Here is a 21,221-nt window from a genome sequence, read left to right on the forward strand (position 1 = left end):
CCGTTGGCGTGTCCTCTGGGAAACCCCCACCCTCACCCGTCACCCCCTCCTATCGGGGTAGTGGGGTCGAGCGAAGCTCGACGGAGTGGGGGTCGATCTGTGTGGGTCGATTTTTCGTCGCAACTCACCCCCGCGAACGGCTCGCCCATACCAGCCCGGCGAAACCGACCAGCATGGTCACGATGCCGATATAGAGCCATTGCGACTGGCCGGTCATGAAACTGCCGCCGACCACGCCAATGCCCTGCAGCGACCACAGCGCGCCAATGGCGAGCACGATCAGCGCCAGCAGATATCTGAACAGTCTCATCGCCAAGATTCCTTTCCGAAGTCGATCGTCAACTGCGCCATGACCGTGATGACAGAGCGAAAGGACGGCGCCCAATCGCGCTCTCTTCTACTTGTACTATAGCGTCCTGCCTTGCTCACGGAATCTGTGAAACAGCTCGCAATATCGCTGGCGATACGGCCGCGCCACACGAAAGATGCCTGACAAACTGTTTCCCAGCGACTCCAAACGTGTGCCAGTGCCACGGAACTGCCCGATGCTTGCCGCATTTCCCGCCTTATTCGACACTTAACGGCTGGGGTCTGTCGAAAACGGAGCCAATCCCCCCAACATGAAGAAAACAAACCAGACCGCGCTTGTCGCGGTAACGGTCGCGGCTGGCCTGATGGTCGGTGCATCCGCCTCCTCCGCCGCCGGCCAGTGCGGCCGCGCCTCCTGGTACGCACTGCATTCCAGGACCGCCAATGGCGAACGCATGAACCCGTCGGCGCTGACCGCCGCGCACCGCAGCCTGCCTTTCGGCACCAAGTTGAAAGTGACCAACCAGAATAATGGCCGCAGCGTCATCGTGCGCATCAACGACCGTGGACCGTTCATCAAAGGGCGCGTGCTCGACCTGTCCAAGGGCGCCGCCGGCCAGCTCGGCTTCATCGGCTCGGGCCATACCTCGGTGTGCATGGCGCGCGTCTAGATCTGTCCAAGTCCGGCCCGATCGGGCCGGACGCATCCTGCCCCGTTGTCCAACAGCCTTGCATTTTGCAGTGCACATTGAGCCGGCTGCACCCGCCCAACGCGGTTTCTCAAGGCCTCGGACGAAAGATTGGCATATGTCACGCCACGTGACGTATTGCATCGCAGCAATATCTTGTTAACCTCCGCGCGAGACATTCAAGGCTCGGCGCTGTCCGTCGTCCCTTCGGTCACGGCAGCTGCGGAGTACCTGATGTTCTACCAGCTCTATGAAATGAACCATGCCGCCCTGCAGCCCGCGCGGCTTTATGCCGATGCAGTGCGGCTGTTCTACACCAACCCGCTCAATCCGTTTTCGCATACGCCGTGGGGCCGCTCGGTCGCTGCCACCGCCGAACTGTTCGAGCGCACAACGCGCCGCTACAGCAAGCCGCATTTCGGCCTGAGCAAGACCGTGGTCGACTGGAAGAGCGTCGAGGTCAGCGAAAAGACCGTGTGGTCGCGGCCGTTCTGCAATCTCACCCACTTCGAGCGGTCGGTGCCCGCCGGGCGCAAGGCCGACCCCAAGCTTCTCATCGTGGCGCCGATGTCGGGCCATTATGCGACGCTGCTGCGCGGCACGGTCGAGGCGATGCTGCCCTATGCCGACGTGCACATCACCGACTGGGTCGATGCCCGCATGGTGCCGGTGACCGACGGCCATTTCGACCTCGACGATTATATCGACTACATCATCGACATGCTGCATGCGCTGGGGCCGGACACCCATGTGATGGCGGTGTGCCAGCCTTCGGTGCCGGTGCTGGCGGCGGTGGCGCTGATGGAAAAGCGCGGCGATCCCTTCGTGCCCTCGACCATGACCTTGATGGGCGGGCCGATCGACACCCGCCGCAATCCGACCGCGGTCAATCTGCTGGCCAAGGAAAAGGGCATCGACTGGTTCCGCGACAACGTCATCATGCACGCGCCCTGGCCGGTGCCGGGCTTCGGCCGCGAAGTCTATCCGGGCTTCCTGCAGCTGTCGGGCTTCATGAGCATGAACCTCGACCGGCACATCACCGCCCACAAGGACTTCTTCATGCACCTGGTCAAGCATGACGGCGACAGTGCCGAGAAGCACCGCGATTTCTACGACGAATATCTGGCGGTGATGGACCTGACGGCGGAATTCTATCTGCAGACCGTCGACACGGTGTTCGTGCGCCATGCGCTGCCCAAGGGCGAGATGACGCATCGCGGCGAGGTGGTCGACACCAAGGCGATCCGCAATGTCGCGCTGTTCACGGTCGAAGGCGAGAACGACGACATTTCCGGCCTCGGCCAGACCCAGGCCGCGCATGATCTCTGCCCCAACATCCCGGCTGACCGGCATGCGCATTACATGCAGCCGGCCGTCGGCCATTACGGCGTCTTCAACGGGTCGCGATTCCGCTCGGAAATCGTTCCGCGCATCGTCGATTTCATCACAAGCTACGGCCGCCAAACACGCGTAGCGGTGAAACCCAAGCTGGTCCGCTCCGCCAAAAGCTGAGGCTCGATCCGGCTGCAGAGTGCATTGCCCGCAGCAGCGGGGCGATTTTGCGCGCCACAGGCGTTCTGTTGCACAATAGACGCTGTTGGGCGGGCGCGGGTAACCATGCCGAAGAATCTGGCTCCCCCGATAATTGACACGGAGTGTAAATCCCCTTTAACCTTTCGTTAACAACAAGGGCGAACGGGGACAATGACTTCCTCACCGATAGCACGGACGCTGCGCTTGTGGGCGGCAGCAGGGCTGGCGATCTCTGCGTGCGGGGCAGTGCCGGCACTTGCAGGCGGCGCCATGGCGACGGGCGGCATGACCTCGCAGCCGATCGGCCACTATGATTTCTGTAAAACCCAGCCCGGCGAATGCTCGATCCGGCCGAGCAACCTCAACCCCGCCGCGATGACCGACGCCTTCATGCGCAAGCTGATCAACGTGACGTCAAGGGTCAACGCCGCCGTAAAGCCGATGAGCGACTACGACATCTATGGCAAGGACGAGGTCTGGGCCTATCCCGACAAGGGCGTCGGCGATTGCGAAGACTATGTGCTGGAAAAGCGCCGCCAGCTCTCGCGCTCTGGCGTGTCGCTGGCCGATCTCTTGATCACCGTCGTGCGCAAGCCGGACGGCGAAGGCCATGCCGTGCTGACGGTGCGCACCGACAAGGGCGACTACGTCCTCGACAATCTGACCGACAAGGTGAAGATCTGGGACGCCACCGGCTATCGCTTCCTCAAGCGGCAGGCCATCGACAACACCGGCCGCTGGGTCTCGATCCGCGGCGGCCAGCAGGTGCTGGTCGGCGCGGTTCAGTAAATAAGGACGATGCATGTGAGCGCGTCGCTGCGAACAGCTTCGTCGGAAGCCCGCGGCTAATAACTTTCACGAGATAACCGCAAGTCGGCGCTGCCCCTCATTGCCCTGCCGGGCATTTCTCCCCGTATATGACGGGGAGAAAGATGCTGCCATCGGTGATTTCGCCAATCGTCAACGTTGCAAAATAGTCGCCGGCAGGCGGATGAGGGCAGCGCTGCCCTCGAAATCTTATCTCTCGAAACGCCTCCTCAAAAAATTTCGCTACCTGCGTGAACCAAACCGTCTCCAGCGGCGACACACAGCCGTAAACAGAAACCCAACCATGGAGACTTCAAATGACTGCTTTCCTGCGTAATGCTTTCCTCGCCGCCATCGCGGTATCGTCCCTGGCCGGATCCGCTATGGCCGACCAGACCGGCTGCGCCAAGAACAACCAGTGGGGCAATCGCTGTTGCGATCTCACCTCGGACTGCCTGGGTGGCGGTCGCGGCGGCGATCATGACAGCAATGGCGGCCGTGGCGGCCAGGCCGGCGCGAAGTAATCTCGCTATATGCCCGCTGGCTAACGGCCGGCGGGCATCGCCTTCAGGATGAAATGCCGGCGCTATTGATGAGCATTCGTGGCCTTGGCGCCGCCCTACTTACGCCGCTCCAGTGCGGCCCGGATCGAGCCGGTGATGCGGGCAAGCTCGGCTTCGTCCAGCTTCTCGATGTTTTCGGCCAGGAGATTGGCCAACTCGGTGGCGGCAGGACTGAGGCCGGACGTATCGAGTCTCACCCGCGGATGTGAGGCCTCGGCCAGACGCGCCAGCTCTTCGGCATCGTCCCAGATGACGTTGAAATAGCCGATGATCTTCTGGATCAGCGTCCAGGTCGGCGCGCCGCGGCGGCCATGTTCCAGCGCCGACAAATAGGCGGCGCTGACTCCGATCGCCTGCGCCATGTCCTTCTGGCGCAAGCCGCGCTCGGCTCGAAGCGCCCGCAGTTTTTCGCCGAACGGCGTCATCAGCGGGTTCGCCTGAGTCGAACGTAGAGCGCGCCCGAACCGCCGTGGTTGCGGGCGGCGTGATCGTGGCTGGAGACCAGCGGCCGGAAGGCAGGCGTCGACAGCCAGGCAGGCACGGCGCGCCGCAAGACGCCGTCGCCGCCCGACGACGACCCTTTTCCCGTAATGACGAGGACATAGCGGATGCCGCCGGCATGGGCCCGGTGCAGGAACGAAAACAGCAGCGAATAGGCCTCGTCCTGGGTCATGCCATGCAGATCGACGCGGCCTTCGATCGGCAGCCGGCCCTTCTTCAGCTTGTCCAATGTCGGCTCGTCCAGCGCGTGCGATACATGCTGCGCCTTCGGCTTGGCGGCGAGGACCGGACCGACAGCGACCGGCGTCTGTGCCGGCTTGGGGTCGACGACGATGTCGGGAATCTCGACCGCGGTCCGGCCCTTCAGCGGTCGGGCGGTGCGCGCCACCAGGTTCCACAGCACCCGGTCGTCTTCGTTGAGTTTATCGGGGCGCTTGCTCATCGATTCGATTCCGAAACGAGAGCGCGTGGAACCAAGGCATAGAAATCGGCCGCATTGCGAACGACGCCGGCGATCTCGCCGGCCGCATCGCCGGAGCCGGCGAACAGATCGCCCCGCGCCGGTCCGGTGATGGCCGAGCCGGTGTCCTGCGCAATCATCAGCCGCCGGAACGGTTTTCCGTCGAAGGCGGTCAGCGACGGAGCGTCGATGTAGAAGGGGGTACCGAATGTGTGCCGCAGGCGGTCGACCGCGAGCGAACGGCCCGGCGTCAACGGCACCTTGGCGGCGGCGATAGGACCGAGTGCGGCATCGTCGACATCGGCTTCGCGAAAGAAGATATAGGAGCGGTTCTGCCAGAGGATCTCGTCGACGCGATCCGGATGCGCCCTGAACCAGGCGCGGATAGACTGCATCGTCACTTTTTCCAGTGGGATTTCGCCGAGTTCGGCGAGAATCTTCCCCGGACCGCTGAAACGTTGGCCGGATTTGGCGGCGTAGGTGACGCGGCAAAGCCGGCCGTCGGTCATCTTCAGCCTGGCCGCACCTTGCACATGGATGAAGAAGACGTCGACCTTGTCGGCAAGCCAGGCGATTTCCAGGCCTTGGCCGGCCAGCGCGCCTCTCTCGATCTCACTGCGGTCGAAATACTCCACCAGGCCCTGCGGCGTATCGCGGGCGAAGGCGAGATAGTCGTCCATCCCTCGAGGACGGTTGGCATCATCGATGTCGACGAGATCGGAAGGCCGCTCCAGCAGCGGCACCGTGAATTCATCCGTGCGCACTGGTGAGGCCTCGACCTCCGGCTCGTAGAAGCCGGTGACCAGGCCGGGGTTTTCGAATCGAATCTGGACTGGGGCGAAATGGCGCTCGAAAAAACCCTTGGCCGCCGACCGATTCGCCGGCGAAACGGTGCGCGCCTCGTCATAAGCGCCGGCAAACGCGTCGAACCGGACGCCCAACGAACCGGTGCGGTAGGGCTTGTTCAGGACATGAAAGGCCGAACGGCGGAAGGCTTCGAAAGCGGGCAGATGGTCATCGAAATTCCAACCGGGAAGATCATCGAAGGACTTTTCCACGAAAAGCGGCGAGAGCGACACCTCAGCCTCGCCACTGCCGATGTTTGCCTGCATGTCGCTATCCCAAAAAAGCTGCCCGCACCGGGCGACATGCATAGGCTCAGTCTTCTTCCTCGGTGGCGACCAGCTTCCAGTTCGGATCGCGCGAGCGTGTGTCGCGGGCGAAGGTCCAGACATCCTTGACCTCGGCCACCGTCTCGGGATCGCCGTCGATGACGGCACCCGCCTTGTCGCGGGTCGCCGAAATCAGTTCGCTCACGATGCGCAGCGTGATGTGGGCCTCGCCGCCCTTCATCTCGGCCGAGACGATGTCGGCCTTGTCGATGCCGACGAAGGAGGACTGGATCTTTTCGGCTTTCGCCTCGCGGTCGCCAATCGCGGCAACGAAGCCGTCAAAAACCTCGCGCGACAACAGGTTCTTCAGCGTTTTTCGGTCGCCATCGGCATAGGCCATGACGATCATCTCATAAGCCATCTTGGCGCCGTCGACGAAGACTTTGGGGTCGAAGGAGGGATCATTGTCCTTGATCGCGCGCAGGCCCTTGTTGAGGTCGGTGTCGGGCTTGGCGAAGGCATCGATGGCCGCATAGGTCTCGGCAGCCGTCTCGCCCGGCATGCGCTTGCGTGGCAGCGAAACCACATTTTCGGGCTTCTGGGTCGCGTCCTTCTCGGTGCGGCTGGCCGTGTACGGATCGAAGGGCGGGCGCTCGCTGCCCGTGCGGCGGCCAAGCACGTTGCGCAGCTGGAAAAAGATCACCACCGCCGCAATCAGAAAGAAAATGGTGCCGAAGTCGAAGAATCCCATATCTTTCGCCAATCAATCCCTGACTTGGCCGGGACCGTCAGCCAATCGGGCGGCGGTCGCATGGCGTTAAACATGCAAAGCATATAGAACGCATGGCGCAATCATTCAAATCAAAGGCAGGCATACCTATCTAACGGCCTCAGTGCCAGCGGCGATTATGCGCCGCCCGGCAAACATGGAAACGATCGGTCAAGACTTGCGCATTTCCTTCCTTCCTCTGTTCCTGCTTGCGCTGCCGCTGCTGGAAATCGCCGGTTTCGTCATTGTCGGCCGCGAGGTCGGGGCGCTCGCCACGGTCGGCCTGGTGCTGGCTTCAAGCATTGCCGGCGTGCTTCTGCTCCGGCACCAGGGTTTTGGCGTCATGGCGCGGGTCCGCGCCGAGATGGCCGGCGGCGGCGACCCCAGCCGCCAGCTCGCGCATGGCGCCATGATCGTGGTCGCCGCGATCCTGTTGATCATCCCTGGCTTCATTACCGATATTATCGGCCTGCTGCTGTTCCTGCCGCCGGTGCGCGACCTTGCCTGGCGCAGGCTCAAGGGCCGCATCGTCGTCGCGACCGATTTCACCGCCGGCGGTTTTCGCGGCAGGTCGCGCGACAAGGTCATCGACCTCGACGACCGCGACTATTCGCGCGAGGACGATTTCAAGCGCGGTCCCGACCATAACTCGCCGTGGCGCCGCCTGAAGGACGACTGAACGTCACCTTGCCAACGACTGACTATTGACCCCTTTCGGCCTGAAGGCGGCAAACCTTGTCTTGTCTTGCCGACCATGCTAGCCAACGCCCGATTTCAATTCGGTCAGCGCTGCTGTCCAGGCAAAAGGAACAAGGCTCATGGCCAGCAAAGATGACGCGCCGGTCGGCGCCGCCAACGGCAACGGCGAAACGGCGCAGCCGTCGCTCAACGTGCTTGCCCAGTATGTGAAGGACCTGTCCTTCGAAAGCCCCGGCGCGCCGAACTCGCTGCGCGGCCGCGACAAGGCCCCAGGCATTGCGATCAACGTCAATGTCAATGCCAACCCGCTCTCCGACAAGCAGTTCGACGTCAATCTGACCTTGAACGCCAAGGCGTCCTTCGACCAGGAAGTGCTGTTCAATGTCGAACTGGTCTATGGCGGCGTCTTCGCCATCGCCGGCTTCCCGCAGGAGCACATGCTGCCGATCCTGTTCATCGAATGCCCGCGGCTTTTGTTCCCGTTCGCCCGCCAGATCATCGCCGAAGCCACCCGCAATGGCGGCTTCCCGCCGTTGATGCTCGACCCGATCGATTTTGCACAGATGTTCCAGCAGAAGCTGGCCGAGGACCAGGCGGCATCGAAGGTCAAGGTGAGCTGAAGGCAAGCGTCACGCGCATGAGTTGAAAGCCCGGCTTCGTGCCGGGCTTTTAGTATACTGAGATGCTGGCGGGACAGCACCCCCTCTGCCTTGCCAGGCATCTCCCCCTCAAGGGGGGAGATTGGCCGTCATCGCGACCTTCGCCAAATTTAGACGTTGCAGGAATGGGCTGGAGCGGCGAAGCTGCTGATCTCCCCCCCTTGAGGGGGAGATGGCCGGCAGGCCAGAGAGGGGTGTGACGGAACGCTACCTCCGCGATCCGTTCACCCCGCCGCCACCTTCAGCCACAGCGCCTTTTCACCGAGCGTCGCCACCAGCCCCGCATGCGCCGCTCGCTCGCCCTCGGTCAGGCGCGGCGGCAGGGCGATTGGCCTGGCGGCGATCGAGATGTCGATATCGGCAACGTCGCCATTGCTGTTGAGCTGCACCACGACGGCGTCGAGGACAAGTGCGGCCTGCTTGCCGCCGATGAGTTCGATGTAGACTTCGGCCAGGAGCTCGGAATCGAGCAGCGCGCCGTGCTTGGTGCGGTGGCCGTTGTCGATGCCGTAGCGGCGGCAGAGCGCGTCGAGCGAATTAGGGCCCATCGGATGCTTGCGCCGCGCCAGCGCCAGCGTGTCGACGACGCGCCCGGTGTCTATGGCCGGCTGGCCGAGCCGCCCGAATTCCGTGTTGAGGAAGCCGATGTCGAAACTGGCGTTGTGGGCGACGAGCTTGGCGCCGTCGGTGAAGGCGAGCCATTCCTCGGCGATTTCGGCAAAGGTCGGCTTGCCGACGAGGTCGGCGGCGCTGATGCCGTGCACGGCTTGCGCCTCGACATGGACGGCGCGCCCCTGCGGATTGATGAATTTGTGGAAGGTGCGGCCGGTCGGGAAGCGGTTGACCAGCTCGACGCCGCCAAGCTCGATGATGCGGTCGTCGCGCATGTCGAGTCCGGTGGTTTCGGTATCGAAAATGATCTCACGCATAGAATCAACCTACTCCTGGAGGAGTAGAATCATGGGGCGGAACAAAATGGCAATGGGTAATGCCGACAGCCTGCCGTCAGGGGCCTGATGGGCGCGACTTATCCCCCAGGAGTTAGCAGGCGAGCTCAGCGTCTTGAGAGCTCGGCAATGATCGCGCCGACCGCGGTGCGGGCGGCGTCCATGCCTTCACCGGTGTCGATGACGAAATCGGCCTGCCGGCGCTTTTCGGCGTCGGGCACCTGCTTGGCCAGGATTGCCGCCAGCTTTTCCTCACTCATGTCAGGACGCGCCAGCACGCGGGCGCGCTGGATATCGGCCGGCGCGGTGACGACGACGACCTTGTCGACACGGTTGCGGCCGCCGGTTTCGAACAGCAGCGGAATGTCGAGCACGACGAGCGGCGCGCCGGCGGCGCGGTGCCTTGCCAGAAAGGCATCGGCATCGGCCCGCACCAGCGGATGGACGATCGCCTCCAATGTCTTCAGCGCAGCAGCGTTGCCGAGCACGCGGCGCGCCAACTCGGTGCGGTCGACCGAACCGGCAATCACGGTGCCGGGAAAGGCCGCCTCGACGAGAGGTGCTGCCTTGCCGGCATAGAGGCGATGCACGGTCTCGTCGGAGTCATGCACCGGCACGCCGGCGTCGACGAACAATTTCGCCGTCGTCGACTTGCCCATGCCGATCGATCCGGTGAGGCCGAGCACGGTCATCATTTGGCGCCCATCATTTGCGACCCATCATTTGGCGAGGATGTCGGCGACGATCATCTGTCGCAACTCAGGCGTGACCTGCGGCATCTTGCCGAACCAGCGTTCGAAACCGGGCACAGCCTGGTGCAACAGCATGCCGAGCCCGTCGACCGTCTTCAAATTTCTCGCGCGGGCAGCGGCAAGCAGCGGTGTTTCCAGCGGCACATAGACGATGTCTGCGACAATGGCGTGAGCTGGCAGGCAGGCCGGATCGGCGGCCAGCGTCGCATCGCCATGCATGCCAAGTGCCGTCGTGTTGATTAGCAAGCCGGCATCGCCAAGCAAGTCGCCGACCGCGCCATGCGCCGAGACGCCGGCCCCGAAGCGGTCGGCGAGTTCCTGCGCCCGCGCCAGTGTGCGGTTTACGATGCGGATATCGTTGATGCCGCGCACTTTAAGCGCGTGGATGACCGCGCGCGACGCGCCGCCGGCGCCGAGCACCACGGCCGGAGCGTTTCTCTCCCAGCCCGGGGCATGCTCGTCGAGATTGCCGGCAAAGCCGATCCAGTCCGAATTGCCGCCCCACAGCACGCCGTCGTCCAGCCACAGCATGTTGACCGCGCCGATCATCTCCGCCGCTTCGTCGCGGCGCTCGACCCGGGCGAAGGCGACTTCCTTGTGTGGAATGGTGACGTTGCCGCCCTGATAGCCATTGGCCTCGAGCGACGAGAGGAACTCGGGAAAATCGGCCGGCGCGACATCGATCGCATAATAGCTGCCGTCGATGCCGTATGTGTTCAGCCAATAGCCGTGGATCTTCGGCGAGCGCGAATGCGCGATCGGATGGCCGGTGACGAAAGCTTTTTTCTCAACCATCGATGGCTCCGAGCGCACGCAATTCCGCCAGCACCGGTAACAGCGGCAGGCCGACAATGGTGAAATAATCGCCTTCGATCTTTTCGAACAGCTGGATGCCTTCGCCCTCGATCTGGTAGGCGCCGACGCTCGACAACGCCTTGGCGCCGACGCGGGCCAGGTGCCGGCCGACGAAGGCCGGATCGAGCTTGCGCATGGTAAGGCTGGCGATGCCGACATGGCGCCACAGCACCTTGCCGTTGCGGCAGAGCACGGCGGCGCTGTTCAGCTGATGCGTCTTGCCTGACAGCGCCAACAGATGGCGGCGGGCGCCTTCCATGTCGGCCGGCTTGTGGAACACTTCATCTCCCAGTGACAAAGTCTGGTCGCAGCCGAGCACCAAGGCGCCCGATCTGCGTTCGCTGACCTCGGTCGCCTTGGCTTCGGCGAGTATCAGGGCGACATCTTCCGGCGACACACCGCTGTCCTGCAACGGCGCCTCGAGCGCACGCTCGTCGACATCGGCAGGCACCGCTTCGATGCCGAGCCCGGCATTGATGAGCATTGCTTTGCGGAACGGGCTGCCGGAGGCGAGGATGATTTTTTCGGTCATGGGTTCTGGGCCTGGTCGATAGTGGTTGATTGGGGCAGGAGGTCGCGTTGCCATCCCATCATCTATTCTTCCCCCGCAGGGCAACAATGGCTGCCGCGGTCTCTTCGATCGAGCGGCGGCTGACGTCTATCATCGGCCAATTGTGGCGGGTGCAGATCTGGCGGGCATAGGCGAGCTCTTCGGCGATCGAGGCACGGTCGACATAATCGGTCGCTTCGTAGGTGCTGCTGTTGCCGAGCACGCGGTTCTGCCGGACATGCGAGATGCGTTCGGCGGTGGCGATCAGCCCGACGATCAGCGGCTTGGTGGCAGCGACCAGGCTTTCGGGCACCGGCACGCCGAGCACGATCGGGATGTTGGCGGTCTTGATGCCGCGGTTGGCGAGATAGATGCTGGTCGGCGTCTTCGATGTCCTGGAAATGCCGATCAGCACCACATCCGCGTCGTCCATATTGAGCGGCAGCTGGCCGTCATCATGCTCCATGGTGAAATTGAGTGCGTCGATACGGTGGAAATAATCGGCGTCGAGCACATGCTGGGCGCCGACGCGGCGGCCGGCCGGCGTGCCAAGATAGGACTGGAAGACGGTGAGGACCGGCTCCAGCACCGAAACACAGGGCAGCCCCATGGTGGCGCAGCGCTCGTCAATGCCGCGCGCCAGCTTCTGGTCGACGACGGTGTAGAGGATGATGCCCGGTTCCTCCTCTATGTCCTCGAAGACTTTCGCCACCTGCTTTTCGGTGCGGATGAGCGGATAGATATGCTCGATGGCTCGCGCATCCTTATATTGCGCCGAGGCGGCTCGGCCGGCCGCCAGCAGCGTCTCGCCGGTGGCGTCGGAAATCAGGTGCAGATGAAAGAAGCTCTGGGGTTTGTTCACAGGGGGCGCCTCAGGCTGTGGGCTTGTGTGGATAAATAGGGACCGCAAAGGCGACCGGCTGGAGGCGACTGTATCAGAAGGCCAGTTGTCCACAATTCGATGCGCTGTCAGCTCCACGGTGCGGCTGGGGACAAATCTGGGGACGGGCGTTTTTGCCAGCGCTTCATCCACAGAGGCGGTTTTTCAGCTGCTACGCCAAACCATTGACTCCAGTGATGGAATCCTGGTCATCCACACTCTTTGCCAATCCCGCGGAAGAAACACGCGACAAAATGCTGGCTGGCCTTTTCCAGGGCAAAGCGGGACAGGTGACAACCACCGATACCAACAGACTCTTAGAATCAGAAGATTCTAGAAATAGACTATTTAATTATAGAGAAGGCAGGGAAGAGAGCGCTCAATGCCCGAGAACCGCATCGTGCTGGACGTGCTGAGAGGCGAGGCAGTGTTTCCGCCGCCGCTCTGGATGATGCGCCAGGCCGGGCGCTATCTGCCGGAGTACCGCGAGACCAGAAAGCGCGCCGGGTCCTTCCTCGATCTTTGCTACAATCCTGATCTGGCCGTTGAGGTGACGCTGCAGCCGATCGAGCGCTTTGGCTTCGATGCCTCGATCCTGTTCTCGGACATTCTGGTCGTGCCGCATGCGCTGGGGCGCGATGTCCGCTTCGAGGAGGGCCGCGGGCCGCTGCTGACGCCAATCACTGCAGCTGTGATTTCGGCTCTCAACGGCGAAACGTTTCACGTGAATCTCGAACCGGTCTACGAGACGGTTCGCCGGCTGCGGGCAAGATTGCCTGACGAGACCACGCTGATCGGCTTCTGCGGCGCGCCGTGGACGGTGGCGACCTACATGATCGCCGGCCACGGCACACCCGACCAGGCGCCGGCGCGGCTGTTTGCCTATCGCGAACCGACGGCCTTCAAGCATCTCCTGAAAGTGCTCGCCGATCACTCCGCGGCCTATTTGATCCGCCAGATCGAAGCCGGTGCCGACGTGGTGCAGATTTTCGATTCCTGGTCCGGCGTGCTTGATGATGCGTCTTTCGAGCAGTTCTGCGTGCAACCGGTGGCGGAGATCGTCAGGCAAGTTCGTGCGGTTCATCGCGATGTTCCGATCATAGGCTTTCCCAAGGGCGCCGGCGCCCGCTACGAGACCTATCGTGAGAAGACCGGGGTGACGGGGCTGGGGATCGACTGGACCGTGCCCCTGTCGGCTGCGAACGAACTGCAGCATTCAGGTGCGGTCCAGGGCAATCTCGATCCCTTGCGGCTTGTGGCTGGCGGCAAAGCCCTGTCGGACGGCGTCGATGCGATCCTCAAGGCGCTGGGCGACGGACCGCTGATCTTCAATCTCGGCCATGGCATTACGCCGGAGACGCCGGTGGCGCATGTCGAGGCGATGGTGAAGCAGGTGCGGAGCGCGACACGCTGATGGCTCAATCGGATAATACGGGCGGCAACAGCACTCGTGGGGCGATGATGCGCATGACCATTGGCATCGGAGTGCTGGTTGTTCTCACCGCACTTTTGTTTTTCTTTGCGCCTGAGGGTTTCTATCCCTGGGCGAAGGCAATCCATATCCTGGCCGTCATCTCCTGGATGGCCGGCATGCTCTATCTGCCGCGATTGCTGGTCTACCACGCCGACGCAGAGAAGGGGTCCGTCCAGTCGGAGACCTTCAAGGTGATGGAGCGGCGTCTGCTGCGCGGCATCATCAATCCGGCGATGATTGTCACCTGGGTGTTCGGGCTTTGGCTTGCCTGGAAAGTGTTTGGCTTTCACGGCGGCTGGCTGCACGCCAAGATGGGCTTGGTGCTGTTGCTGTCGGGTGTGCATGGCTATCTGGCCGGTGCTGTCAGGAAATTCGCCGAGGACCGCAATGAAAAACCGGCGCGGCACTGGCGAATCGTCAACGAGATCCCCACATTGCTGATGATCGCCATCGTCATCCTGGTTGTCGTCAAGCCGTTCTAGGCCCATTTCGGTCGACAAAACGCAGCTTGCTCTTTCCCCCGACCGACGATAAAAGACGGGTCTTCCTTCCCGTCATGCGCCGCCCTTGATGCTTTCGGCCGCGCCCGGCATTTATCGCATCCAGCCGATATATTTTCCCCAAAGCAGATTCAGAGTCCGTCTATGCAAGAAATGAAACTCGCAGAGTTCAAGAACAAGAAGCCGCCAGAGCTGATCGCCTATGCCGAATCGCTCGAAGTGGAAAACGCCAGCGTCATGCGCAAGCAGGAACTGATGTTTGCCATCCTGAAGAAACTGGCCGCCCAGGACGTCGAGATCATCGGCGATGGTGTGGTCGAGTTGTTGCAGGACGGTTTCGGCTTCCTGCGCTCAGCCAATGCCAATTATCTGCCGGGTCCCGACGATATCTACATCTCGCCCTCGCAGATCCGCCGCTTCTCCTTGAAGACCGGCGATACCGTCGAAGGGCCGATCCGCAGCCCAAAAGAGGGCGAGCGCTATTTCGCTCTTCTCAAGGTCAACACGATCAATTTCGACGATCCCGAAAAGATCCGTCACAAGATCCATTTCGACAATCTGACGCCGCTCTATCCGACCAAGCGGCTGAAGATGGAGATCGACAATCCGACCGGCAAGGACATCTCGTCGCGGGTGATCGACCTGGTGGCGCCGATCGGCAAGGGACAGCGCGCGCTCATCAACGCGCAGCCGCGTACCGGTAAAACGGTGCTGATGCAGAATATCGCCCACTCGATCACGGCCAATCATCCGGAATGCTATCTGATCGTACTTCTGATCGACGAACGGCCAGAAGAAGTGACCGACATGCAGCGTTCGGTGAAGGGCGAGGTCGTGTCCTCGACCTTTGACGAACCGGCGGTGCGCCACGTCCAGGTCGCCGAAATGGTCATCGAAAAGGCCAAGCGCCTGGTCGAGCATGGCCGCGACGTCGTTATTCTGCTCGATTCGATCACCCGCCTCGGCCGTGCCTACAACACTGTTGTGCCGTCCTCCGGCAAGGTGCTGACCGGCGGTGTCGACGCCAACGCGCTGCAGCGGCCGAAGCGCTTCTTCGGCGCGGCCCGCAACATCGAGGAAGGCGGCTCGCTGACCATCATCGCCACCGCGCTGATCGACACCGGCAGCCGCATGGACGAAGTCATCTTCGAAGAGTTCAAGGGCACCGGCAACTGCGAAATCCAGCTCGACCGCAAGGTCGCCGACAAGCGCATCTACCCGGCCATGGACATTTTGAAGTCCGGCACCCGCAAGGAAGACCTGCTGGTCTCCAAGCAGGATCTGCAGAAGATCTTCGTCCTGCGCCGCATCCTGGCGCCGATGGGAACCACGGATGCGATCGAGTTCCTGATCGACAAGCTGAAGCAGACCAAGACCAACGCCGATTTCTTCGATTCGATGAACACGTAAGCTTCTCGTCGGCCATCGTTTCGCATTGAAGCCCCGTTCCGGGAACGGGGGCAAACAGGTCGCATTTCCGACAGGGCGTGGCCTTGGGCGGCAATTTCCATAGCTGTCGTCATGCGAGTAATCCCGTCTCGAAGATCGGAGGCCGCATGAAGAAAACAATCCCGACCCTGATCGGCTTCTCGGCCATTCTGACATGGTCGTTCCTGGCGCTGCTTTCGACTGCGGCTGGACCGATTCCGCCCTTTCAGCTGGCGGCGATGACGTTTCTGCTTGGCGGGTTGGCCGGCGCGTCGAGCTGGCTTGTCCGTCCGGCGGCGACCAAGTCGCTGCGCCAGCCGTGGCAGGTCTGGGCGCTCGGCACAGCGGGGCTGTGCATCTATCACTGCGCCTATTTCTTCGCCATCCAGTCGGCGCCGCCGGTCGAGGTCAGCCTGATCGCCTATCTCTGGCCGTTGCTGATCGTCGTCTTTGCCGCCTTCCTGCCTGGAGAAAAGCTTAGGGCCCATCACATCGCCGGCGTCGTGCTCGGCCTTGCCGGCGCCATTGTGGTGATCACCAAGGGCGGCACGATCGGACTGGCCAATGGTGTGATGAAGGGGCATGTCATCGCGCTGTTCTGCGCTTTCATCTGGGCCGGCTATTCGGTTTTATCGCGCCGCTTTGGCAAGGTGCCGACCGATGTCGTCGCCGGCTACTGCTTCATCACGGCTGCGGTCGCCTTGGTGCTGCACCTGACGCTTGAGGCTACCGTCTGGCCACAGACGGCGACGCAGTGGAGCGCCATCGTCATCTTGGGCGTAATACCGCTAGGCGCCGGCTTTTACGCCTGGGACTATGGCTGCAAGCACGGCGACATCATGATCCTCGGCGCCCTCTCCTACGCGGCGCCCCTCTTGTCGGTCATCGTGCTTCTGCTGGCAGGCTTTGGTGTGTTTCACTGGTCGGTGGCTGTTGCTTGCATCCTGATCACGGTCGGAGCGGTGGTCGCGGCCAAGGATTTGCTGTTCGCGCCGCGGCCGCCATCCATTGATGTGAAGCCGCTTCCTTCGGCGTTGGACGGAAACACGGGTTGAGCTACCGGCGTCGCAGCAGCGGCTCGGTTCCTACGGATCCGTCGCCACCGGCATGATAGCGGTGCACAGCCCCGGTCTGCCGGTCGGCGGCCGGATGCCACTGGCCAATGTTAAGTCGATTCGCATCCGTTCCAATCGGGCGACGATCGGCGTGACGCGGGTCGGGATTTCCGATTCGCAACCGGAACGAGGCTTTCCCCATGGGGAGATGGGCGCCAGCTTCACGGTTCCGGGCCAGGAACAGGCATTAACGATGCCGGCCTGCCGTAGGGCTTGCTGGCCCGCCCAGAACTGCTTGGCGTCGGGATTAGGACCCGACTGCTCGCACATGGATGACAAGGCGGCTATACAGATTTGGTAATGTCCGGCCGCTCCCGCGATCGACCTTGATATTGACGAACAGCCGGTTCATGACGGCCGCGGCACTGTGGGATTGTCGACCGGACAGCTAGGCGACCGGTGAGAAGGGCAAATGATTTCAGGCGATTCGATCGTTGCGCTTTCCAGCGGGCGCCTGCCCGCCGGCATCGCTGTCATCCGCATTTCCGGACCGAAGACTCGATTCGTCGTCGAAACGGTTGCCGGTGGTAAGGTCAAGGACCGGGTTGCAACCCTGCGCAAGCTCCGAACGGTGGACGGGTCGCTTATCGACAACGGCCTGGTGCTGTTTTTTCCGGGGCCGAACAGTTTTACCGGCGAGGATGTCGCCGAGTTCCAAGTCCATGGCGGCCGCGCCGTCGCCGGCAAGATGCTGGAGATCATTGCCGGGTTTGACGGCGTGCGTCATGCGGAACCTGGTGAATTTACGTGCCGGGCTCTTCTCAACGGCAAGCTGGATCTGGTCGAGACGGAGGCGTTGGCCGATCTGGTCAACGCCGAAACCGAAGCGCAGCGGCGCTTTGCCGTGCAGAATGCCGAAGGAGTGCAAAGCGAACTCTATCTTGGCTGGCGCCATCGCCTGATCCATGCACGGGCCATGATCGAGGCGGAAATCGACTTCGCCGACGAAGACGACGTGCCCGGTTCCGTTTCGGACACGGTTTGGTCCGATGTGCGCGCAATGGTGGGCGAGATCGGCCGGCATGTCGATGGCTTCCATGCCGCCGAGATCATCCGTGACGGGTTTGAGGTTGTCATCCTCGGTGCACCGAACGCCGGAAAATCCAGCCTGTTCAACGCGCTGGCCAGGCGTGAGGCGGCGATTGTTACCGACGAGCCCGGCACGACGCGGGACTTGCTCGAAGTGGTGCTGGATGTCCACGGAGTGCGGGTCAGGGTAACCGACACCGCGGGCCTGCGCGAGGCGCCCGGCAAGATCGAAGCGATCGGTATCGAAAAGGCGCGGGCCAAGGCGCACACGGCTGACCTGGTGCTGTTGCTGGAAGATCTGGCGGACCCGAGTGCGATCGGCAACATGCCTGTCGAGGCCCCGGCTTTGAGAATCGGCACCAAGGTCGATCTCTTGAAAGGTTCGCCGCGATTGGAGGCGTATGATGCGTTGATCTCGACGGTGGACGGCACTGGGTTGGCTGAACTCCTGGCCGAGATCGGCAGGCGCGCCGCGGCTGCTATCGGCGATGCCGGTGACATCCTGCCGTCGCGGTTGCGGCATGTGGAGCTGCTCAATGAGACCAGGCGCTTTCTGATCTCGGCTTTGTCGGGGCAAGAGCGCGGCCAGGAGCTGCGGGCGGAGGAGCTGCGTCTTGCGGCGGACCGGCTCGGCCGGATTGTCGGCGCGGTGGATGTCGAGGACCTGCTGGACGTGATCTTTTCGCAGTTTTGCATTGGGAAGTGACTCACGTGAAACAGGGGGGCGCGCTGTGTGAGTGACTCACGTGAAACACAGGGGGCCGCCCAAGTGCGTGTTTCACGTGAAATGAGACGGTTGGCAAAAGGGCAAGTGGCCGAAAGCCTGCACCGCCCCTCATTGTCCCCGTTCATGGGGAGAAGATGCCGGAAGGTAGATGAAGGGCAGCGCCAAACGAGGCTTCGCTGCTCCTATGACTCACGTGAAACACCTCTGCGACTTTCAGCACTCCGGTCCACGTGAACGAATCAACCTGCAATCCTTGACAGCGTCCTCTCGTGGGGACATGTGTCGGGAAATCTCTGAATCTGGAAGGGACAATGATCGATCGCTATGATGTGGTTGTGGTGGGCGGTGGCCATGCCGGGTGCGAGGCTGCGTGCGCTGCCGCGCGCGCCGGCGCCAGGACCGCGCTGGTCACGCTGCGCTTCGACACGATCGGTGTCATGTCCTGCAATCCGGCGATCGGCGGCCTCGGGAAGGGCCATCTGGTGCGTGAGATCGACGCCATGGACGGGCTGATGGGCCGCATCGCCGATGCTGCCGGCATCCAATTCCGCCTGCTCAATCGCCGCAAAGGCCCTGCCGTGCGCGGGCCGCGCACGCAGGCCGACCGCAAGCTGTATCGGCTGGCCATGCAGGAAGCGATTCGGCAGCAGAACGGTCTCGACGTCGTCGAAGGCGAGGTTCTGGACTTCGACATCGTGGATGGACGCATCGCCGCTGTGCTCCTGGCCGACGGGCGCCGGTTGGCGTGCGGCGCCGTGGTGCTGACCACCGGCACCTTCCTTCGCGGCCTCATCCACATTGGCGACAGGAAGATTGTCGCCGGGCGGATGAACGAGCAAGCGAGCCTTGGCCTGTCGGCGACGATGAGCCGCGCCGGTTTCGCGCTTGGACGGCTGAAGACCGGCACGCCGCCGCGGCTCGATGGCCGCACCATCGACTGGCCGTCGCTGGAAAGCCAGGCGGCCGACGAACATCCAGTGCCGTTCTCGCTGCTCACCGACACAATCAAGAATCCGCAAATCCATTGCGGCATCACGCGTACGACACCGGCGACGCACGAGCTGATCCGCGCCAATCTCGGCCGCTCCGCCATGTATTCCGGCTCGATAGAGGGGGTCGGACCACGCTATTGCCCGTCGATCGAAGACAAGATCGTCAAGTTCGGCGATCGAGAAGGTCATCAGATATTCCTCGAGCCGGAAGGGCTGGACGACGACACGGTCTACCCCAATGGCATTTCGACCTCCCTGCCCGAGGATGTGCAACTCGACATTCTCAAAACTATACCCGGGCTAGAGCGGGCGACCATGCTGCAGCCCGGCTACGCCATCGAATACGACCATGTCGATCCGCGCGAGTTGGAGCCGACGCTTGAGGCCAAACGTATTGCGGGGCTTTTCCTAGCCGGTCAGATCAACGGCACCACCGGTTATGAAGAAGCCGGAGCGCAGGGCCTGCTCGCCGGGCTCAACGCCGCGCGCAAGGCGGCGGCCGACGACCAAATCGTGCTCAGCCGCACCGAAGCCTATATCGGTGTGATGGTCGACGACCTCACCAGCCGCGGCATTGCCGAGCCCTACCGCATGTTCACTTCGCGGGCGGAGTTTCGCCTATCGCTGCGCGCCGACAATGCCGATGAAAGGCTTACGCCTCTCGCAAATCGGCTTGGTATCGTGTCGCCGGAGCGGACACAGCGGTTCAATCAAGTCACACAGGATCTTGATAGGGCGCGCGAACTCGCAGTTGCGACGACGATGACGCCCAACGAAGCGGCGCGGCATGGGCTGGAGATCAACAGGGACGGCGTGCGCCGCTCCGCTTATGAATTGCTCGCTCATCCCGGTGTCGATATAGCCTGGCTGGCCCGTGTTGCGCCGGCCTTTGGCGCAATCGACGTCAAAACCGCTGAGCGGCTCGAAACGGAAGCGAAATATTCGGTTTACCTTGATCGCCAGCAGGCGGATGTCGGACAGATCCGGCGCGAGGAAAGCCGGCTGATCCCGGCGTCGGTGGATTTCGCCGATGTTCCTGGCCTGTCCAATGAGCTGAAGCAGAAGATGCTAACGCGTCAGCCCCGGTCGATCGCTGACGCGCAGCGTATGGAAGGCATGACCCCGGCGGCGCTGGCCATCATCGTCGCGCACGTCCGCAACGCCGAATCGGCCGCCCAAAGGGCCGTTGCGTGAGCGCTGCCTCATGGGCGAGCCTGCAAGAGGCCGCGGGACCGGTTTCACGTGAAACATTCGATCGGTTGGTGACGTTCGAACAGTTGTTCCTGAAATGGAACCGCAGCATCAATCTGGCCGCGCCGTCGACGCTGGACGATGTCTGGGGCCGCCATATTCTGGATAGCGCGCAGCTGGCGCGAATCGCACCGCAGGCCAAACGCTGGGCCGATCTCGGTTCGGGCGGCGGTTTTCCGGGCCTGGTAATGGCCTTCCTGCTGGTCGAACGCGATGGCGCGTCGATCTATCTGGTCGAGAGCAACCGGAAGAAAGCATCGTTTTTACAGGCGGTCATTGGCCAGTTCGGTTTGCCGGCACGGGTCGTCGCCCGGCGCATTGACGACAGCTATGCGCTTGTTTCCGAACCGGAAATCATCACGGCGCGGGCGCTGGCCGCGCTGCCGGCGCTGCTCGATCTGTCGGCGCCGTGGCTGACCAAGGGATCGCGGGCGCTGTTCCACAAAGGCCGGGATTACCGCTCCGAGGTGGAAGAAAGCACTCACCGCTGGGCTTTCGATCTGGTAGAATATCCGAGCAAGACCGACGCCCATGGCGTCATCCTCGAAGTGACCGATCTGCGGACGGCGTAAGCTCTCCTTCGCAACCTTGGCGACGCAATGAATACCTGGCCCACATGA

The 21,221-nt window shown here is 62.5% G+C and carries 23 protein-coding genes; 13 read left to right on the forward strand and 10 right to left on the reverse strand.

Features of this window, described 5'->3' with window-relative positions:
- Positions 1-124: 124 nt before the first annotated feature.
- Positions 125-310, reverse strand: a complete 186-nt coding sequence (locus NKI96_RS23040) for a hypothetical protein (RefSeq protein WP_023710328.1) — start codon at positions 308-310, stop codon at positions 125-127.
- A 310-nt stretch (positions 311-620) separates the two neighbouring features.
- Between NKI96_RS23040 and NKI96_RS23045 the strand changes: the two genes are divergently transcribed.
- From NKI96_RS23045 to NKI96_RS23060, 4 genes are all read left to right on the forward strand, one after another.
- Positions 621-980, forward strand: a complete 360-nt coding sequence (locus tag NKI96_RS23045; RefSeq protein WP_023710327.1) for a septal ring lytic transglycosylase RlpA family protein — start codon at positions 621-623, stop codon at positions 978-980.
- 252 nt (positions 981-1,232) lie between these two features.
- Positions 1,233-2,510, forward strand: a complete 1,278-nt coding sequence (locus tag NKI96_RS23050; RefSeq protein WP_352806380.1) for a polyhydroxyalkanoate depolymerase — start codon at positions 1,233-1,235, stop codon at positions 2,508-2,510.
- A 192-nt stretch (positions 2,511-2,702) separates the two neighbouring features.
- Positions 2,703-3,320, forward strand: coding sequence for a transglutaminase-like cysteine peptidase (locus NKI96_RS23055; protein WP_023805854.1), 618 nt, complete (start codon positions 2,703-2,705; stop codon positions 3,318-3,320).
- Between the two features lie 335 nt (positions 3,321-3,655).
- Entirely contained in the window at positions 3,656-3,862 is a 207-nt protein-coding gene (locus NKI96_RS23060) for a hypothetical protein (RefSeq protein ID WP_023706943.1), read from the forward strand.
- Between the two features lie 95 nt (positions 3,863-3,957).
- On the opposite strand, the gene NKI96_RS23065 is transcribed toward NKI96_RS23060, so the two are convergent.
- From NKI96_RS23065 to NKI96_RS23080, 4 genes are all read right to left on the reverse strand, one after another.
- Positions 3,958-4,326: a helix-turn-helix domain-containing protein gene (locus tag NKI96_RS23065; RefSeq protein ID WP_023672100.1), complete on the reverse strand. Its 369-nt coding sequence runs from the start codon at positions 4,324-4,326 to the stop codon at positions 3,958-3,960.
- Positions 4,326-4,844, reverse strand: coding sequence for a Smr/MutS family protein (locus NKI96_RS23070; protein ID WP_023672101.1), 519 nt, complete (start codon positions 4,842-4,844; stop codon positions 4,326-4,328). Before NKI96_RS23070 ends, NKI96_RS23065 begins: the two co-directional genes overlap by 1 nt.
- A complete protein-coding gene (gene mltA / locus NKI96_RS23075; RefSeq protein WP_023702441.1) occupies positions 4,841-5,941 on the reverse strand; it encodes a murein transglycosylase A in 1,101 nt (366 codons plus the stop codon). The genes NKI96_RS23070 and mltA overlap by 4 nt, the downstream gene beginning before the upstream one ends.
- Positions 5,942-6,020: 79 nt before the next feature.
- Positions 6,021-6,725 carry a Tim44/TimA family putative adaptor protein gene (locus NKI96_RS23080; protein WP_023672103.1) on the reverse strand — a complete coding sequence of 235 codons (705 nt, stop codon included), beginning with the start codon at positions 6,723-6,725 and terminating at the stop codon, positions 6,021-6,023.
- Between the two features lie 196 nt (positions 6,726-6,921).
- Here NKI96_RS23080 and NKI96_RS23085 point away from each other — a divergent pair, with 196 nt between their 5' ends.
- Together NKI96_RS23085 and secB are read left to right on the forward strand one after the other, a co-directional pair.
- Positions 6,922-7,422, forward strand: a complete 501-nt coding sequence (locus tag NKI96_RS23085) for an FxsA family protein (RefSeq protein ID WP_023742015.1) — start codon at positions 6,922-6,924, stop codon at positions 7,420-7,422.
- A 139-nt stretch (positions 7,423-7,561) separates the two neighbouring features.
- On the forward strand, positions 7,562-8,062 hold the full coding sequence (gene secB / locus NKI96_RS23090) for a protein-export chaperone SecB (protein WP_023672105.1): 501 nt from the start codon (positions 7,562-7,564) through the stop codon (positions 8,060-8,062).
- A 263-nt stretch (positions 8,063-8,325) separates the two neighbouring features.
- On the opposite strand, the gene dnaQ is transcribed toward secB, so the two are convergent.
- The 5 genes from dnaQ to NKI96_RS23115 form a co-directional block, all read right to left on the reverse strand.
- Positions 8,326-9,030, reverse strand: coding sequence for a DNA polymerase III subunit epsilon (gene dnaQ / locus NKI96_RS23095; protein WP_023698097.1), 705 nt, complete (start codon positions 9,028-9,030; stop codon positions 8,326-8,328).
- A gap of 125 nt (positions 9,031-9,155) precedes the next feature.
- Complete coding sequence (coaE, locus tag NKI96_RS23100) at positions 9,156-9,740, reverse strand: dephospho-CoA kinase (RefSeq protein ID WP_352806449.1); 585 nt, start codon at positions 9,738-9,740, stop codon at positions 9,156-9,158.
- Between the two features lie 27 nt (positions 9,741-9,767).
- The gene (locus NKI96_RS23105) at positions 9,768-10,595 is read right to left on the reverse strand and encodes a shikimate dehydrogenase (RefSeq protein ID WP_023822333.1); all 828 of its coding nucleotides are present in this window, start codon (positions 10,593-10,595) and stop codon (positions 9,768-9,770) included.
- Positions 10,588-11,187 (reverse strand): Maf-like protein, encoded by a 600-nt coding sequence (locus NKI96_RS23110; protein ID WP_023698100.1) that lies wholly within the window; start codon positions 11,185-11,187, stop codon positions 10,588-10,590. Before NKI96_RS23110 ends, NKI96_RS23105 begins: the two co-directional genes overlap by 8 nt.
- Positions 11,188-11,245: 58 nt before the next feature.
- Entirely contained in the window at positions 11,246-12,184 is a 939-nt protein-coding gene (locus NKI96_RS23115) for a pyruvate, water dikinase regulatory protein (protein ID WP_373420152.1), read from the reverse strand.
- 283 nt (positions 12,185-12,467) lie between these two features.
- Here NKI96_RS23115 and hemE point away from each other — a divergent pair, with 283 nt between their 5' ends.
- The 7 genes from hemE (at position 12,468) to rsmG (ending at position 21,173) form a co-directional block, all read left to right on the forward strand.
- Positions 12,468-13,499 (forward strand): uroporphyrinogen decarboxylase, encoded by a 1,032-nt coding sequence (gene hemE / locus NKI96_RS23120; RefSeq protein ID WP_352806384.1) that lies wholly within the window; start codon positions 12,468-12,470, stop codon positions 13,497-13,499.
- A 53-nt stretch (positions 13,500-13,552) separates the two neighbouring features.
- A complete protein-coding gene (gene hemJ, locus NKI96_RS23125) occupies positions 13,553-14,041 on the forward strand; it encodes a protoporphyrinogen oxidase HemJ (RefSeq protein WP_502900296.1) in 489 nt (162 codons plus the stop codon).
- Positions 14,042-14,203: 162 nt separating this feature from the next.
- The gene (gene rho, locus NKI96_RS23130; protein WP_023672113.1) at positions 14,204-15,469 is read left to right on the forward strand and encodes a transcription termination factor Rho; all 1,266 of its coding nucleotides are present in this window, start codon (positions 14,204-14,206) and stop codon (positions 15,467-15,469) included.
- A 146-nt stretch (positions 15,470-15,615) separates the two neighbouring features.
- Positions 15,616-16,542 (forward strand): aromatic amino acid exporter YddG, encoded by a 927-nt coding sequence (gene yddG / locus NKI96_RS23135; protein ID WP_352806387.1) that lies wholly within the window; start codon positions 15,616-15,618, stop codon positions 16,540-16,542.
- Positions 16,543-17,014: 472 nt separating this feature from the next.
- A complete protein-coding gene (gene mnmE, locus NKI96_RS23140; RefSeq protein ID WP_023692916.1) occupies positions 17,015-18,337 on the forward strand; it encodes a tRNA uridine-5-carboxymethylaminomethyl(34) synthesis GTPase MnmE in 1,323 nt (440 codons plus the stop codon).
- Between the two features lie 332 nt (positions 18,338-18,669).
- On the forward strand, positions 18,670-20,544 hold the full coding sequence (mnmG, locus tag NKI96_RS23145) for a tRNA uridine-5-carboxymethylaminomethyl(34) synthesis enzyme MnmG (protein WP_023692915.1): 1,875 nt from the start codon (positions 18,670-18,672) through the stop codon (positions 20,542-20,544).
- Positions 20,541-21,173 carry a 16S rRNA (guanine(527)-N(7))-methyltransferase RsmG gene (gene rsmG, locus NKI96_RS23150; protein ID WP_023692914.1) on the forward strand — a complete coding sequence of 211 codons (633 nt, stop codon included), beginning with the start codon at positions 20,541-20,543 and terminating at the stop codon, positions 21,171-21,173. The genes mnmG and rsmG overlap by 4 nt, the downstream gene beginning before the upstream one ends.
- Positions 21,174-21,221 lie beyond the last annotated feature (48 nt).

It is taken from the genome of Mesorhizobium sp. M0292 (genome assembly GCF_040321695.1).
Lineage (GTDB): Bacteria > Pseudomonadota > Alphaproteobacteria > Rhizobiales > Rhizobiaceae > Mesorhizobium.

Bases quoted from the DNA above. Each gene is read 5' to 3' on its own strand.
- NKI96_RS23055 (WP_023805854.1), top strand. From the start codon at position 2,703: ATGACTTCCTCACCGATAGCACGGACGCTGCGCTTGTGGGCGGCAGCA.
- hemE (WP_352806384.1), top strand. From the start codon at position 12,468: ATGCCCGAGAACCGCATCGTGCTGGACGTGCTGAGAGGCGAGGCAGTG.
- NKI96_RS23110 (WP_023698100.1), bottom strand. From the start codon at position 11,187: ATGACCGAAAAAATCATCCTCGCCTCCGGCAGCCCGTTCCGCAAAGCA.
- mnmE (WP_023692916.1), top strand. From the start codon at position 17,015: ATGATTTCAGGCGATTCGATCGTTGCGCTTTCCAGCGGGCGCCTGCCC.
- hemJ (WP_502900296.1), top strand. From the start codon at position 13,553: ATGACCATTGGCATCGGAGTGCTGGTTGTTCTCACCGCACTTTTGTTT.
- secB (WP_023672105.1), top strand. From the start codon at position 7,562: ATGGCCAGCAAAGATGACGCGCCGGTCGGCGCCGCCAACGGCAACGGC.
- NKI96_RS23050 (WP_352806380.1), top strand. From the start codon at position 1,233: ATGTTCTACCAGCTCTATGAAATGAACCATGCCGCCCTGCAGCCCGCG.
- NKI96_RS23045 (WP_023710327.1), top strand. From the start codon at position 621: ATGAAGAAAACAAACCAGACCGCGCTTGTCGCGGTAACGGTCGCGGCT.
- NKI96_RS23070 (WP_023672101.1), bottom strand. From the start codon at position 4,844: ATGAGCAAGCGCCCCGATAAACTCAACGAAGACGACCGGGTGCTGTGG.
- mnmG (WP_023692915.1), top strand. From the start codon at position 18,670: ATGATCGATCGCTATGATGTGGTTGTGGTGGGCGGTGGCCATGCCGGG.
- yddG (WP_352806387.1), top strand. From the start codon at position 15,616: ATGAAGAAAACAATCCCGACCCTGATCGGCTTCTCGGCCATTCTGACA.
- NKI96_RS23065 (WP_023672100.1), bottom strand. From the start codon at position 4,326: ATGACGCCGTTCGGCGAAAAACTGCGGGCGCTTCGAGCCGAGCGCGGC.
- NKI96_RS23060 (WP_023706943.1), top strand. From the start codon at position 3,656: ATGACTGCTTTCCTGCGTAATGCTTTCCTCGCCGCCATCGCGGTATCG.
- coaE (WP_352806449.1), bottom strand. From the start codon at position 9,740: ATGACCGTGCTCGGCCTCACCGGATCGATCGGCATGGGCAAGTCGACG.
- NKI96_RS23080 (WP_023672103.1), bottom strand. From the start codon at position 6,725: ATGGGATTCTTCGACTTCGGCACCATTTTCTTTCTGATTGCGGCGGTG.
- NKI96_RS23105 (WP_023822333.1), bottom strand. From the start codon at position 10,595: ATGGTTGAGAAAAAAGCTTTCGTCACCGGCCATCCGATCGCGCATTCG.
- NKI96_RS23040 (WP_023710328.1), bottom strand. From the start codon at position 310: ATGAGACTGTTCAGATATCTGCTGGCGCTGATCGTGCTCGCCATTGGC.
- rho (WP_023672113.1), top strand. From the start codon at position 14,204: ATGCAAGAAATGAAACTCGCAGAGTTCAAGAACAAGAAGCCGCCAGAG.
- dnaQ (WP_023698097.1), bottom strand. From the start codon at position 9,030: ATGCGTGAGATCATTTTCGATACCGAAACCACCGGACTCGACATGCGC.